At 64.3% G+C, this 12,546-nt stretch carries 11 protein-coding genes; 4 read left to right on the forward strand and 7 right to left on the reverse strand.

Annotation, left to right across the window (positions count from 1 at the left end; translation table 11 throughout):
• Positions 1-67: 67 nt before the first annotated feature.
• The 4 genes from VKR55_RS27160 to cnbZ are packed head-to-tail and all read left to right on the forward strand — an operon-like array spanning position 68 to position 5,616.
• Positions 68-3,217, forward strand: a complete 3,150-nt coding sequence (locus tag VKR55_RS27160) for a GAF domain-containing protein (protein ID WP_324408252.1) — start codon at positions 68-70, stop codon at positions 3,215-3,217.
• The gene (locus VKR55_RS27165) at positions 3,214-3,603 is read left to right on the forward strand and encodes a response regulator (RefSeq protein WP_324408253.1); all 390 of its coding nucleotides are present in this window, start codon (positions 3,214-3,216) and stop codon (positions 3,601-3,603) included. The genes VKR55_RS27160 and VKR55_RS27165 overlap by 4 nt, the downstream gene beginning before the upstream one ends.
• Complete coding sequence (locus VKR55_RS27170; protein ID WP_324408254.1) at positions 3,600-4,856, forward strand: adenylate/guanylate cyclase domain-containing protein; 1,257 nt, start codon at positions 3,600-3,602, stop codon at positions 4,854-4,856. The genes VKR55_RS27165 and VKR55_RS27170 overlap by 4 nt, the downstream gene beginning before the upstream one ends.
• A 16-nt stretch (positions 4,857-4,872) precedes the next feature.
• Positions 4,873-5,616 carry a 2-amino-5-chloromuconate deaminase CnbZ gene (cnbZ, locus tag VKR55_RS27175; protein WP_324408256.1) on the forward strand — a complete coding sequence of 248 codons (744 nt, stop codon included), beginning with the start codon at positions 4,873-4,875 and terminating at the stop codon, positions 5,614-5,616.
• Positions 5,617-5,686: 70 nt separating this feature from the next.
• Here the strand turns inward: cnbZ and VKR55_RS27180 are convergent, their stop codons facing one another.
• The 7 genes from VKR55_RS27180 to VKR55_RS27210 all read right to left on the reverse strand — a co-directional run.
• On the reverse strand, positions 5,687-6,571 hold the full coding sequence (locus VKR55_RS27180) for an ABC transporter permease (RefSeq protein WP_324408258.1): 885 nt from the start codon (positions 6,569-6,571) through the stop codon (positions 5,687-5,689).
• 59 nt (positions 6,572-6,630) lie between these two features.
• The gene (locus VKR55_RS27185; protein WP_324408260.1) at positions 6,631-7,572 is read right to left on the reverse strand and encodes an ABC transporter permease; all 942 of its coding nucleotides are present in this window, start codon (positions 7,570-7,572) and stop codon (positions 6,631-6,633) included.
• Between the two features lie 25 nt (positions 7,573-7,597).
• The gene (locus VKR55_RS27190; RefSeq protein ID WP_324408262.1) at positions 7,598-9,106 is read right to left on the reverse strand and encodes an ABC transporter substrate-binding protein; all 1,509 of its coding nucleotides are present in this window, start codon (positions 9,104-9,106) and stop codon (positions 7,598-7,600) included.
• 23 nt (positions 9,107-9,129) lie between these two features.
• Complete coding sequence (locus VKR55_RS27195; protein ID WP_324408264.1) at positions 9,130-10,233, reverse strand: ABC transporter ATP-binding protein; 1,104 nt, start codon at positions 10,231-10,233, stop codon at positions 9,130-9,132.
• Positions 10,233-11,222: an ABC transporter ATP-binding protein gene (locus tag VKR55_RS27200; protein WP_324408266.1), complete on the reverse strand. Its 990-nt coding sequence runs from the start codon at positions 11,220-11,222 to the stop codon at positions 10,233-10,235. Before VKR55_RS27200 ends, VKR55_RS27195 begins: the two co-directional genes overlap by 1 nt.
• Complete coding sequence (locus VKR55_RS27205) at positions 11,219-11,929, reverse strand: DUF1028 domain-containing protein (RefSeq protein WP_324408267.1); 711 nt, start codon at positions 11,927-11,929, stop codon at positions 11,219-11,221. The genes VKR55_RS27200 and VKR55_RS27205 overlap by 4 nt, the downstream gene beginning before the upstream one ends.
• 5 nt (positions 11,930-11,934) lie before the next feature.
• Positions 11,935-12,546, reverse strand: a 612-nt coding sequence (locus VKR55_RS27210; protein WP_324408269.1) for a gamma-glutamyltransferase, incomplete at its 5' end; no start/stop codon positions are given.

Here is a 12,546-nt window from a genome sequence, read left to right on the forward strand (position 1 = left end):
CCCGAGCGTGTCCAGCCGCGTTGCGGCAAGAGACAAGGGCGTGCCTTCTTGCTAAACAAGGCACCCGATGACGATGTCCGTTCACCCAGATACGCCGCAAGGCCGGACGCTGGCGGGACCGCCCGTCTCGGGCGCCGCGCCGGCGGCGGGAGCCTCGGGGACGAAGATCCGCAGCCGGCTTTTCACCAAATATGTCGCGCTTTTCGTCGCGGTGGTCGCCGTCGCGCTGCTTTCCAACGGCATTTTCGAGGTCATTTTCTATTACCGCGAGCACAAGGCGGCGCTGATCCGGATTCAGCAGGAGCAGGCCCAGGCGGCGGCGGCGAAGATCAGCCAGTTCATCAAGGAAATCGAGAGCCAGCTCGGCTGGACCACCCAGCTCCCGTGGTCGGCGTCCTCGCTCGAAAGCCGGCGATTCGACGCGCTCCGCCTGCTCAGGCAGGTTCCGGCCATCACCGAGCTCGCGCAGGTCGATGCGACCGGACACGAGCGCTTGCGGGTCTCGCGGCTTGCGATGGACGTGATCAACTCCGGGCTCGACCTCTCCAAGGATCCGAAATTCACCGAAGCCGTCGCCCACAAGGTCTATTACGGGCCGGTCTATTTCCGGCGTGAGTCCGAGCCCTACATGACGCTGGCGGTCGCCGGCACCCGCAAGGACGCCGGCGTCTCCATCGCGGAGGTCAATCTGAAGCTGATCTGGGACATCGTCTCCCAGATCAAGGTCGGCGAGCACGGCCATGCCTACGTGGTCGGCGCGCAGGGCCGCCTGATCGCGCATCCCGACATCAGCCTTGTGTTGCGCAACACCGACATGTCCAGGCTGCCGCAGGTGCAGATGGCACAGGCCAACGGCGGCGTGATTCCGCATTCGCTCGAAGACGCGAAAAACATCGAGGGGCGGGAGGTGCTGACGGCCTCCGCGCCGATCCTGCCGCTGCGCTGGACCATGTTCGTCGAGCTGCCGGTACAGGAGGCCTACGCCTCGCTCTACGCGGCGCTGCAGCGGCTGGCCGTGGTGCTGCTCGCGGCCTCGATCTTCGCGGTGCTCGCCGGGATCTTCCTCGCTCGCCGCATGGTCGGCCCAATCCAGGCCTTGCGCGCCGGCGCCGAGCGGATCGGCGGCGGCGATTTCGCCCAGCGCATTGCGATCAAAACCGGCGACGAGCTGGAGGGCCTTGCCAACCAGTTCAACGACATGGGCGCGCGGCTGCAGGAATCCTATGCCGACCTCGAGAACAAGGTCGAGCAGCGCACGTCGGAATTGACCGCATCGCTCGAGCAGCAAACCGCGACGTCGGAAGTGCTGCAGGTGATCTCCTCGTCAGCCGGTGAACTGGAGCCGGTCTTCAACAAGATGCTGGAGAATGCTACCCGCATCTGCGGCGCCAATTTCGGAACGATGACCCTCTACGAGGGCGGCGGCTTCCGCACCGTCGCCTTGTACAACGCGCCCAAGGTCTATGAGGAGACTCAGCTCTACAAAGTCATTCGTCCTCATCCGGAAAGCGGCCTGAGCGCGGTTGAGAAAACGCATCAGCCTGTTCACATCGCCGACATCAGGGCTGAGGCGCCTTATGTTGAAGGCAATGCGAATGTGCGTGCGCTGGCCGATCTTGCGGGGGCCCGGACCATCGTCATCGTTCCCATGCTCAAGGAAAATGAGCTGGTGGGGTCGATCACTATTTTCCGCCAGGAAGTGAAGCCGTTCACAGAAAAGCAGACCGAGCTGGTGGCAAACTTCGCCAGTCAGGCGGTGATCGCGATCGAGAATGCGCGACTGCTCAGGGAGCTGCGCCAACGCACCAACGATCTCAGCGAGTCGCTCGAGCAGCAGACCGCCACGTCTGAAGTGCTGCAGGTGATCTCGTCGTCGCAGGGCGAGCTCAAGCCCGTATTCCAGAAGATGCTCGAAAATGCCACCCGGGTTTGTGGCGCAAATTTCGGCACCATGAATCTGTGGGACGGCGGGAAATACAATCTCGTCGCCGACCACAACATACCGCCTGAATTTTCGGCTTACCGCCAGCGGGCGCCGATTCCTCCGCATGCCGGCAGTTCCCTTGCGGCGGTCGTTGAAACGCATCGAGCAGTCCAGGTTGAGGACCTCAGGAATAGCCCGACTTACAAGGCCGGCGTCCCCAACGTTGTCGGGTTGGCTGATATTGCGGGTGCCCGGACGATCCTCGTCGTGCCGATGTTGAAGGACGATGAGCTGCTCGGAGCGATAACGATTTTTCGCCAGGAAGTGCGCCAGTTCACAGACAAGCAAGTTACCGTGGTGGAGAACTTCACCAAGCAGGCCGTGATCGCCATCGAGAATGCGCGCCTGCTCAACGAATTGCGCGAACGAACGACCGAGCTGTCGCAATCGCTGGACGATCTGCGCACCGCGCAGGATCGCCTGATCCAGACCGAGAAGCTGGCTTCGCTCGGCCAGCTCACCGCCGGAATTGCGCACGAGATCAAGAACCCGCTCAACTTCGTCAATAATTTCTCGGCGCTGTCGGGGGAGTTGATCGACGAGATGAACGACTTGCTTAAGGATATCAGTCTCGACGACAAGTCGCGTGAAGAGCTCGATGAATTGACCCATACGCTGAAGGGCAATCTCGAGAAGGTCGTGCAGCACGGCAGGCGCGCGGACTCGATCGTCAAGAACATGCTGTTGCATTCGCGAGAGGGTTCGGGCGAGCATCGCCCGACCGACATCAACGCGCTCGTCGAGGAGAGCCTCAATCTCGCCTACCACGGCGCGCGCGCCGAAAAGAGCGGCTTCAACATCACGCTCAAGCGCGAGCTCGATCCCGCGGCCGGCCAGGTCGACCTCTATCCGCAGGAGATCACGCGGGTTCTCCTCAACCTGATCTCAAATGGTTTCTATGCCGCCACCAAGCGCAAGCAGGCGGCGGGCGGCGACTTCGAGCCGACCTTGAGCGCGAGCACGAAGAACCTCGGCAGCAAAGTCGAAATCCGGATTCGCGACAACGGCACCGGCATACCGGAGGACGTAAAGGAGAAGATGTTCAATCCCTTCTTCACCACCAAGCCGGCCGGCGAGGGAACCGGGCTGGGGCTATCGATGAGTCACGACATCGTGGTCAAACAACATGGCGGAACGATCGACGTAGATACGAAGCCCGGCCTTTTTACTGAATTCATCATTACGCTGCCGCGTATTCTGGTAGCACAGAAAAATACTGGAGGCCCACATTGAGCGTTTACATCCTCGTTGTCGACGACGAGCCGGATGTTGAGGCCTTGTTCCGTCAGCAGTTCCGGCGTGATTTGCGCGCGGGCCGGTTTCACATGGAATTTGCTCCGTCGGCGCCGGCCGCGCTCGAGCGCGCGGTCGATGTCGGCGATCCCTCGCTGGTCCTGATCCTCTCCGACATCAACATGCCCGGCATGAGCGGGCTGGAGATGCTGCCGGAGGTGCGCGCCAAACGTCCCGACGTACCCGTGATCATGATCACGGCCTATGGCGATACGGAGACGCGCAAGAAAGCGATCGAACGCGGCGCGGAAGGATTGTTGACCAAGCCGATCGACTTTGCGGTGCTCCGCCAGGAGATCGACACCAGGCTCGGACAGCCGGCATGACAGCGACGATCCTGTTCGTCGACGATGAACCCGACCTCGAGGCGCTCGTCCTGCAAAAATTCCGCAGGCAGATCCGCGACGGGGCCGTGAAGGTCATGTTTGCCCATGACGGCCTCGAGGCACTGCAGACGCTCGAGCAAAATCCCGGCGTCGACATGGTGGTGTCCGACATCAACATGCCGCGTATGGACGGGCTGTCACTGCTCGCGAGGCTGCAGGAGGTCGACGACAACGACCGGAAATCCACCATCATCGTCTCGGCTTATGGCGACATGAGCAACATCCGCACCGCGATGAATCGCGGCGCGTTCGACTTCCTCACCAAGCCGATCGATTTCAGCGACCTCGAAACCACCATCGACAAGACGATCCGCCATGTCGTGATGTTGCGCGATGCGCGTTTGCGCCAGGCGGAAGCCGAGCGGGCGCACGCCTCGCTATCCCGCTATTTCTCGCCGCAAGTCGCAAAACGCCTTGTCTCCCACGGCGCGGGCGACAGCATGGAGGTGCAGTGGCGCGATGTCGGGACCATCTTCACCGACATCCAGGGATTCACGACGCTGGTGGAGTCGGCCAAGCCGGACGTGCTCGGCGCGCTGCTGAACGAGTATGTCGAGGGGATGACCGACATCGTGTTCGCGCACGAGGGCACGGTGGCCAAGGTGATTGGGGACGCCATTCACATCCTCTTCAATGCGCCGGGCGAGCAGCCGGACTATGCGACGCGCGCGATTGCCTGCGCGCACGACCTCGATTCCTGGGCGCAGGAGTTTCGGCAGCGCTGGAAAAAGAAGGGCGTGAATTTCGGCATCACCCGGATCGGCGTGCACGCGGGCCCCGCGCTGGTCGGCAATTTCGGCGGCAGCCATTATTTCGACTACACGGCCCATGGCGATACCATCAACACGGCGGCGCGGCTGGAAGCCGCCAACAAGCATTTGGGCACGCGGATCTGCGCCAGCGAGACCGTCGCCAAGGCTGCCAAGAGCTTCAAGGGCCGGCCGGTCGGCGACATCGTGCTGCGCGGCCGCAGCGAGCCGTTGCGGACCTACGAGCCGCTGTGCGAGGAAGCGTTCGCAGCGCCGGCAACCGCGCAATACGCCGAGGCCTTCGCCAAGCTCGAATCCGGCGATGCCGGCGCGATGCCCGCCTTCGCGGCGATCGTCGGCATGCACGCCGACGATCCGCTCGCCGGCTTCCACCTCAAGCGGCTGCTCAACGGCGCCAAGGGCGTCCGCATGCAGCTCGAATAATCACGGGACTCTGCACATGACGCGCGATTTTGAGGCCGGCAATTACCGGTTTATTCCCGCCGTGTTCCAGTATTCCGGCGGCGCGGCGGCGTTGCCGGGATATGAGATCGAACGCGTGCGCTTCGACACATGGCTGCCGCTCGCCGACGGCTTTGCGGCCATCGCCAAATACATCCAGGCGGCGGGACGGCCGCTCACTGCATTCTGTGCGTGCGAGCTGCGCTCGCCGGGCGCGTTCACCGACGAGGGCTTTCGCAAATTCAACGAGCACTACGTCAAGACGCTAGGCGAGTGGGGCCTCTATGACGGCACCACCAATCCGGTCGCACGCAGCAATGTCTGCCCCGAGATCGATCCGCCGTCCGAGCCGTCATTCTATGCCTTCTCCTTTACGCGGCCGAGCGCGAATACGACGCCGACCTTCGTGATTGCGGGCAGCGGAGAGGCGAGGGAAGGCGCCGGCAGCTACGCGGAGCGCACGGTACGCTATCGCGACCTCAGTCCCGAGGGCATGAAGGAGAAGGTCCAGTACGTGGTCGGCGCCATGGAGAGGCGCATGAGCGCGTTCGCCTTGGGTTGGAAGGACGTCACCGCCGCGCATGTCTATACGACCCGAGATTTCCATCATGTGCTGCCGGATGCGCTGGTGAGGCGTGGCGCCGCGCGGTCGGGGCTCACCTGGCACTTCGCCCGCCCGCCGGTGATCGATCTCGAATTCGAAATGGATTGCCGCCGCGTGATGCGGGAAGTGGTGATTTGAGGCGGCCGTTTTCGCCGTCATTGCGAGGACCCGTTGGCTCGCAATGACGGCTTAAAAGCGGCGGTCGCAACTACCTCTCCCTCGGATCCAGCGCATCACGCAGCCCATCGCCGACGAGGTTGAGCGACAGCACGACGAGGAAGATCGCAAGGCCCGGCCAGATCGCCATCCACGGCGCATTGGTGAGGAAGCGCTGGGCGGCGTTGAGCATGCTGCCCCAGGAGGGGAGCGGCGGCTGCTGGCCGAGACCCAGGAACGACAGCGCGGCTTCGGCGATGATCGCGGCGGCAATCGACAGCGTCGCCTGCACCAAGAGCGCCGGCAGAATGTTCGGCAGGATATGGAACAACGCGATGCGCCAGCGGGGATTGCCCATGGCGCGCGCGGCCTCGACATAATCCTCGACCTTGACCGCCATGACCTGGCCGCGCGTCAGGCGAATGAACACCGGCGTCGCCGAGACGCCGATCGCGATCATGGCGTTGCGCAGGCTCGGCCCGAGGAAGGCCGCAAGCGCAATGGCGAGGATCAGGAACGGGCAGGCCAGCATCGCGTCGGTGATGCGGCTGATCAGCGCATCGATAAAGCCGCCACGATAGCCGGCGATCAGGCCGAGCGGGACGCCGATCGATAGCGCGATGCCGACGGAGATCACACCGGCGAGCAGCGAAGCGCGCGTACCGTAGATCACGCGAGCGAGCACGTCGCGGCCGAGCTCGTCGGTGCCGAACCAGTGCAGCGCAGACGGCGGCTTGCGCACCAGCGTCCAGCTCGTCGCAATCGGGTCATAGGGCGCAACCAGCGGCGCGAACAGCGCGAGCAGGATGAAGGTCGAGATGACGACGAGCCCGACAACGGCGCCCTTGCGCTTGAACAGCCGCCGCAGCGCACGCCGCGCCGGACTTTCCAGCTCGTCCTGCGTGGCGGGGAGAGCATGGAGCACAGCCTCGGTCATACCTCAGACTCTTGATTTGAGCATGGTCTTCCCGGAACACCGCTGCACATTTTTCCGGATCATGCTCTCAACCGCGGATTGACGAGAATATAGGCGATGTCGGCGATCAGGTTCAGTGTGATGTAGATCGTTGCCGTCACCAGCACGACGCCTTGCACCACGGCATAGTCGCGGTTGAACACGGCATCGACGATCAGTTTACCGAAACCAGGGATGGTGAAGATCTGCTCGGTCAGCACGGCGCCCGAGAGCAGCGTGCCGAGCTCGAGCGCGCCGAGCGTGATCACGGGCGTCAGCGCGTTGCGCATGGCGTGCTTGAGAATCACCGAACGCTCGGAGAGGCCTTTGGCGCGCGCCGTCCGCACATAGTCGCTCTCCAGCACCTGCAGCATGGCGCTGCGGGTGTGCCGCATCAGGACCGCGGCGATCGCGTTGCCGAGCACGAAGGCCGGCATGATGGTGGAGGCGAGGCTCGCGCGCCAGTTCTCGCTGAGCGGCACATAGCCCGCCGCCGGCAGCCAGCCGAGCTTGATCGAGAACAGGAAGATCAGCATGATCCCGAGCCAGAAATTCGGCGTCGAGATGCCCCACAGCGCGAAGATGTTGGCGCCGTAGTCCCAGGCGGTATTCTTCTTCACCGCCGAAATGATGCCCGCGGGAATCCCGATCAGGAACGCGATCACGATCGCCATCGAGCCGAGCTGCAGCGTCACCGGCAGCTTCTGCTCGATCAATTCGCGCACGGGAACCTTGATGCGCAGCGACTCGCCGAAGTCGCCGGTGAGCACGCCCTTGAGCCAGTAGACATATTGCACGGGGATCGGCCGATCGAGCCGGTATTGATGGCGGATCTGCTCGATCACCTTGGGGTCCTGCTCTTCGCCGGCCATCACCTGTGCGGGATCGCCGGGCAGGAGGTGCTGCAGCGAAAAGATCAGGATCGACACGAAGAACAGTGTCGGCACGATCTGGGCGATGCGGCGCGCGAGAAAATTCAGCATGGTCGTTTCCCGCGCAGCACCGTCATTACTTCAATTTCAACCCGATCACGCGCACGAGGCCGTCGGGCATTTGCTTGTAGCCTTCGAGTTTCGTCGTATGCGCGATCAGGATGCGGCGATGGTAGAGGTAAAGGATGGGCTCTTCCGCCATCTCGAGCTTGGTCAGCTTTTCGTAGATCGCCTTGCGCTTGGCGATATCGGTCTCAAGCCGCGCGTCGTCGAGCGCCTTGTCGGCTGCCGGATTGTTCCATGCGCTGTAATTCTGCGGCGCCTTGGAGTGCAGGAACACGTAGGAATTGCCGTCGGGGTCGATGCGGCCGCTCCAGGCCAGCATATAGGCCTGGAAATCGCCGGCCTCGGCCTGCTTCAGCGAGGTCGCGAATTCGGTGACGCGGATCTTCATGTCGAAGCCGGCATCGGCCGCCATCGACTGCACGACCTGGGCGACCGCTTCGGTCTCGTCACCCTTCGGCACCATGAAGTCGACCGCAACCGGCGGCTTGACGCCGGCTTCCTTGAGCAGCGCCTTCGCCTTCTCGATGTCGCGTCCGGGAAGCGGAAAGGCCTTCTGGTAGTAGGGATGATCAGGATTGATCCACTGGTTACCCGGCTTGAACTCGCCGTTGAAGATCGCCTGGTTGATGGCCGCGCGGTCGATCGAGAGGTCGAGCGCCTGCCTCACCTTTGCGGACTGGCTGAGCGGGCCCTTGTTCTTGTCGTGGCCGATATTGAGCGTAATGCCCTGATAGCCCAGCTCGATCGCGGTCGAGAGTTTCAGGTTGGGATCAGAGCGCACATCCTTGATGTCGGTCGCGAGCACGCGCTCGATCAGGTCGAGCCCGCCGGATTTCAGGTTGGCGAGCCGCACGGTGGCATCGACGATCGGCAGGAACACGATCTTGTCGATGAACACATTGTCCTTGTTCCAGTAGTCGGCGAATTTCTCGAACACGATGCGATCCTGCTGCACGCGTTCGACGAATTTGTAGGGACCGGCGCAGACCGGATGCAGTCCGAACTTGTCGCCTTCGGCCTTGGCCGCTTTCGGCGACACCATCATGCCGGCGCGGTCGGTGAGCTGCGCGATCAGCGGCGAGAATGGCGCTTTCAGCACGAGCTTGATGGTGAGGGGATCGACGACCTCGACATGGTCGAGAGAAGCAAGCTCGGGCTTGCGGAACGAGCCGGGGAAATTCAGGTGCCGCTCCAGCGAGAATTTGGCGGCCTCCGCGTCGAACGGCTCGCCGTCCTGGAATTTCACGTTTGGCCTGAGCTTGATCGTGACTTCCTTGCCGTCGGCGGACGTCTCGTGCGAGAGCGCAAGCTGCGGCACGATGTTGAGGTGCTCGTCGATGTCGAACAGCTTGTCGCAGAAGGCCGCGAACACGATGCGCCCGACATAGGTGCGCGCCAGCGTCGGATCGAGGATGTCGGGGTCTTCGGCCAACCCGATGCGGAGCGTGGTTTCGGCGAAAGCGCTCGCCGTGGAAATAAGCAGCAAGGCGGCCACCGCCGTCAAACGCAGGATCTTCATCGCGTCCATCCCCTGAAATCCCGTTACAAGCTTGTTGATGGTCCAGTTATACCAATACCGCCTGCCGCCGGTCCTTCCTCCGAAAGGCTGAAGGCCGCGACCAGCTTCTCCAGCGCCGGCGAAAAACCGCCGTCGGAGGGAACGATGCCGCTCGCGGCAGGCAATTCCGCAGTGCGGTGACAGGCGGTAGCGTGGCCCTTTTCGTCGGTGATCAGCTTCGGCACCTCGACGCGGCAGCGGTCAATCGCAAAGGGGCAGCGGGTGTGGAAGCGGCAGCCCGAGGGCGGATGCAGTGCGCTCGGCAGTTCGCCCTGCAGGATCATCCGCTCGCCCTTCGCCCGCGGCTTCGCCACGGGGATGGCCGACAACAGGGCCCGGCTATAGGGATGGCGCGGTGCGGCGAACAAGGCCTGCGTCTCCGCGGTCTCGACAATGCCGCCGAGATTCATCACGGCGACGCGGTCGGCGATATGCTTCACCACTGCAAGGTCGTGCGAGACGAAGATGTAGGACAGGCCAAGCCGGTCCTGGAGGTCGCGCAGCAGATTGAGGATTTGCGAGCGGATCGAGACGTCGAGCGCCGACACCGGCTCGTCGCAAATGATGAGCTTCGGCTCGACTGCAAGTGCCCGGGCGATGGCGATGCGCTGGCGCTGGCCGCCGGAAAATTCGTGCGGATAGCGGCGCGCAAACCGCGGCTCGAGGCCCACGAGGCGCAGCAAGTCCTCGATCCGCGCGCGGCGTCTTTCGGGCGGCGCCAGCGCATGCAGCTTGAGCGGCTCGCCCAGGATCTGGCCGACCGTCATGCGCGGGTTGAGCGAGGCGTAGGGATCCTGGAAGATGATCTGCGCCTGCCGCCGGAAGGCACGCAGCTCGTTCGTATCGAATGACAACAGATCGCGTCCCTCGAAGCGCACGTGGCCGGCATCAGGCTCGATCAGTCGCAGCACCAGCCGGCTGACCGTGGACTTTCCGCAGCCGGATTCGCCGACCAGAGCCAGCGTCTCGCCGGCTTCGACATGAAAGCTGACGCCGTCGACGGCGCGCACGAACGCCCTCGGCCGGCCGAACAGGTTGCGCGAGGCCGGGAAGTGCTTGACCAGGTCGGTCGCTTCGAGGAGGGCCATCAGGACACCAGCCTTTCCAGCGGCGCGCGCAGGCAGCGCGAGGCGTGGCCGGGCGAAAGCTCTTTGAGCGGCGGCGGCGCCTTGGTGCAGGCATCCACGACAAAGGGGCAGCGCGCGGCGAAGCGGCACGCACTCGGCGGGCTTACCATGTTCGGCACCATGCCTTCGATGGTGGCGAGATGGTCGGTGCGGCGGTCGAGCCGCGGGATCGAGCCGATGAGGCCGACGGTGTAGGGATGCTGGGGCGAGGCGAACAAGTCATCGACACTCGCGCGCTCGACGATCTCGCCGGCGTACATCACGGCAACCTCGTCGCAGACCTCGGCGACCACGCCGAGGTCGTGGGTGATCAGGATGATGGCGGCGCCGCTCGCGGCCTTCAATTCGCGCATCAGCTCCAGGATCTGCGCCTGCAGCGTCACGTCGAGCGCGGTGGTCGGCTCATCGGCAATCAGCAGGCGCGGATCGCAGGCCAGCGCCATCGCGATCATGACGCGCTGGCGCATGCCGCCGGACAGCTTGTGCGGATATTCGTCGATCCGCTTTTCCGGCGAGGGGATGTGCACGCGGCGGAGCAGCGCGATGGCGCGGTCGCGCGCGGAACGGCGCGAGCCGCCGCGATGGCGCAGGATGGTCTCGATGATCTGGTCGCCGATGGTGAAGCTCGGGTTGAGCGAGGTCATCGGCTCCTGGAAAATCATGGCGAGCCGATTGCCGCGCAGATCGCGCAGCGTCTCGTCGCCCGCTTTCAATAGATCGAGACCCTCGAAACGGATCGCGCCGGAAACCTCGGCCGATTGCTTCGGGAGCAAGCCCATGATCGCGAGCGACGTTACGCTCTTGCCGCAGCCGGATTCGCCGACCAGTCCCAGCGTCGCGCCCTGGGCAACCGAAAGATCGACGCTGTCGACGGCGTGGGTGGGGCGGCCGTCGTCGCCGTGGAACAGCACGCGCAGGCCCTTGATGTCGATCAGGGGGCTTGCCGTCATGCAGTCTCCGTCGAAGCGGCTGCAATGCCGGCTTCGATCGTCGCCCGATCGGTGATGCCGGCCGGATTCTGCCGCGTGGGCAGGAATTGTCGGAAATGCGTCCAGCGCTCGCGGCTGACGCGTTCGAGCCGCTCCAGCTCTGTCAGCGGATCGTCGTGGTCGTCGACCCTGAGATCCAGTGCCGACCATTCCTCGGTGTCGTGAATGAGAAGCGCCGCCGATTGCTTGCCGCGCTTGTCGCCGCCGGCCGCTTCGCCCGCGCGCATCGCCGCGATCAGGCGCTGCGCGAAGGGAAGGCTGCGGTTTGCCACATAGGCGTTGGCGCTGTCCTCGAGCACGAGCGGGCCCGCGAGCATGTTGCCGGCGATGGAAAAGCCGTCGCCGGGACGATGCCCGCACCAGTCGACGCAGTCCTTGCCGGTATGCGCGGCGATTGACCCTCTTGCATCCATGATGTGAAGCTGCCGGCTCTCGCGGCCGCTATCCGAGGCGAGCAAGGTCGCCATGATCTCCTTTGGGCTCTTGCCCTCTCGCAACAGCTTCACGCCGTCGATGCCGTAATAGGGATTGACCAGCGCCTGCGTCGCGATGCCGCCGATGCCGGCTGCGATATGGGGCACCCGCGCCCCGACCGCGAAGAATTTCGTCGCAACCACGATGCCGATCTGGCCGGTCGCGCTGTCTCTTGCGATGATCGACCAGGTCATTGTTGCTAGCGCCCTGCGGCGTAGCCCTGCATGCCGCGTGGATTCGCGGCAGCGCGGCGGCGTTTGCCGACGCGGGAGGCCGCGGTGAGGCGGCCTTCAGACCAGTCGGGGCCGGTCTCCACGACATGGCCGCGGCGGGACAACTCGTCGCGGGAGGCCTTGGGCACGCGGTTCTCGACCACCAGCACGCCCGGGCGCGCGGTGCGCGGCCAGAACGAGATCGGGAAGTGCTCGGAGTGCCAGGCCGGCGCGTCGATCGCCTCCTGCAGGTTCAGCCTGGCGTGGACGTGGCGCAGGAAGAACTGCGTGATCCATTGATCCTGCTGGTCGCCGCCGGGCGAGCCCCAGGCGAGATACGGCTCGCCGTCGCGCAGCGCCATGGTCGGCGACAGCGTGGTGCGCGGCCGCTTGCCCGGCGCCAGCGACGAGGGTTGGCCCTCCTCGAGCCAGCAGATCTGGCCGCGGGTGCCCACGGGGAAGCCCAGCTCCGGCACCACCGGCGAGCCGTGCAGCCAGCCGCCCGACGGCGTCGCCGAGACCATGTTGCCGTCCTTGTCGACGATGTCGAAATGCACCGTGTCGCCGCTCATCTGGCCCATGCGGCCGACTGAGGGATC

The organism is Bradyrhizobium sp. (genome assembly GCF_035309285.1).
GTDB lineage: Bacteria > Pseudomonadota > Alphaproteobacteria > Rhizobiales > Xanthobacteraceae > Bradyrhizobium.

Excerpts from the sequence above, each read along its gene's own strand:
- VKR55_RS27160 (WP_324408252.1), top strand. The coding sequence starts at position 68 with ATGACGATGTCCGTTCACCCAGATACGCCGCAAGGCCGGACGCTGGCG.
- VKR55_RS27170 (WP_324408254.1), top strand. The coding sequence starts at position 3,600 with ATGACAGCGACGATCCTGTTCGTCGACGATGAACCCGACCTCGAGGCG.
- cnbZ (WP_324408256.1), top strand. The coding sequence starts at position 4,873 with ATGACGCGCGATTTTGAGGCCGGCAATTACCGGTTTATTCCCGCCGTG.
- VKR55_RS27180 (WP_324408258.1), bottom strand. The coding sequence starts at position 6,571 with ATGACCGAGGCTGTGCTCCATGCTCTCCCCGCCACGCAGGACGAGCTG.
- VKR55_RS27185 (WP_324408260.1), bottom strand. The coding sequence starts at position 7,572 with ATGCTGAATTTTCTCGCGCGCCGCATCGCCCAGATCGTGCCGACACTG.
- VKR55_RS27190 (WP_324408262.1), bottom strand. The coding sequence starts at position 9,106 with ATGAAGATCCTGCGTTTGACGGCGGTGGCCGCCTTGCTGCTTATTTCC.
- VKR55_RS27195 (WP_324408264.1), bottom strand. The coding sequence starts at position 10,233 with ATGGCCCTCCTCGAAGCGACCGACCTGGTCAAGCACTTCCCGGCCTCG.
- VKR55_RS27200 (WP_324408266.1), bottom strand. The coding sequence starts at position 11,222 with ATGACGGCAAGCCCCCTGATCGACATCAAGGGCCTGCGCGTGCTGTTC.
- VKR55_RS27205 (WP_324408267.1), bottom strand. The coding sequence starts at position 11,929 with ATGACCTGGTCGATCATCGCAAGAGACAGCGCGACCGGCCAGATCGGC.